The 1,585-nt window shown below is 38.7% G+C and carries 1 protein-coding gene; it reads right to left on the minus strand.

The window, feature by feature from the left end:
* Positions 1–1,535 (minus strand): transposase (locus MXE38_RS12240; RefSeq protein ID WP_246915489.1); only part of this gene is annotated, 1,535 nt, incomplete at its 3' end.
* Between the last annotated feature and the right edge of the window lie 50 nt (positions 1,536–1,585).

Raw genomic sequence — 1,585 nt, forward strand, 5'->3', positions numbered from 1 at the left:
CGGCTCTTAGTAAGGTAGGATCTAAGCTTATTATCCAGTAGCTTACGAATAATGAGAGCAATAAAGGCAATGAATAGTTTGCCGTAGATGCTGTCTTGATTTTTAACCTCTAGTCTCTCATCAAGAATGTCATTCTTTAAGAGGCCAAAGATCTTTTCAACACAGTCTTTTTCTCTATAAATTTCTAGCACACTCTCAGGACCCAAATCAGAACGAGTAGAGAACAAGGCAAAGCAACCACATAACTCCAAAAGTTCGGACAAATAGTGCTCCTTTAACTCAAAACTCAAACCATCTTCACCTTGGCTAATGTTAAAGAATTGAGAATACTGCTTTACTTTGTGAGTTCCTAAATGATTAACAGTACTAAGTTCTTCTGCCATTTTGGCCACATATGAACTAAGTGCGGCTTCATCTCTAGCCGAGGATTTAGGGGACTTATACATCATTAGTTTTGTTTTGATACGACCAATCTCAAAGTCCTGAATCTTACAGCGTATTGTCTCGTTTCTATGCACGATTAGTTGTGAGTTATTGTCATAACTTGGACTACGTCTCCAGTTAAGAACCTCATCTCTAATGTTATTACAGAAGTCTAATGGTGCGCCTACGATAAACTCACACCCATATCTTCTGGCCTCTTCAAGGGATGCTTTTACAGCAAATCCGCCATCCAATACCAATGTAAGCGGGGTATCTAATATGAGGCCATTGTTTTTAGCCTGCCCTAATACATAAGGCAGGTTTGTAAAGTCATTAATCGAGCCGTTATAGCAGCTAAAAAACACTGGCAGCTTGCTTTTGATTGTGCAGAACATGCCAACATTTATCTGAGGTAGCTTCTCTTTATCACGGTTGTATCCCCATGCAACCATAGGCATAGAAGTAGAGTAGTTTGAAATTGATGTAACATCATAACAAACACAGTCCCCCTTGCAACAATGACCAATCCATTGTCTAAAAAAGTCGTTTCCCATAATAGGGGTTAGATCCAGGTATAGTTCACTTAGTCGTTGTGAGGTGATTGGCTTATTTGTGAAGCACATATGCTTGCTAGTAAAGTGGTCAATATTTGATAAGCCACCAGGAGCCCCCGCAGCAAAGAAAGCAGCAGCGGCGAGAATCTTGTTTGCCATAGACTCACCAAAGCTGTTCTTTAGCATAGAATCTAAACCACACTCCCTAGCTATTGCATGGCAAGCTAAAGTATAGCCAAAGGAGGTGTATCCCATGTTTTTAGGCTTTATAGTAACAGTGGAAACCTCATTTTTTGGTCTACCAGGGCCTTTAACAATTGCATTAGACGGTAGAGGCTTTTTGAAAAATTCGTAATAGTTGGTATTAGGATGAAAAATCTTTAAATCACCTTCTTGCTCAGAACTAAGCTTGCCTATTAGCAATCTTTTATGTTTAAGCTTTCCATTAACACGGCTACTACTGATGCGATACTTGACATAAATAAGGTCATCACTTTTCTTGTTTAGCTCATACCTAGGCTCATCTGGCATGATAAGAGAAATATTTTCATAAAGCATTTTGTTACCCCACATTTATATTATGTAGGGTATCATAAATAATATAATAG

This window comes from Anaerobiospirillum sp. NML120448, assembly GCF_023050945.1.
Taxonomy (GTDB): Bacteria; Pseudomonadota; Gammaproteobacteria; order Enterobacterales; family Succinivibrionaceae; genus Anaerobiospirillum.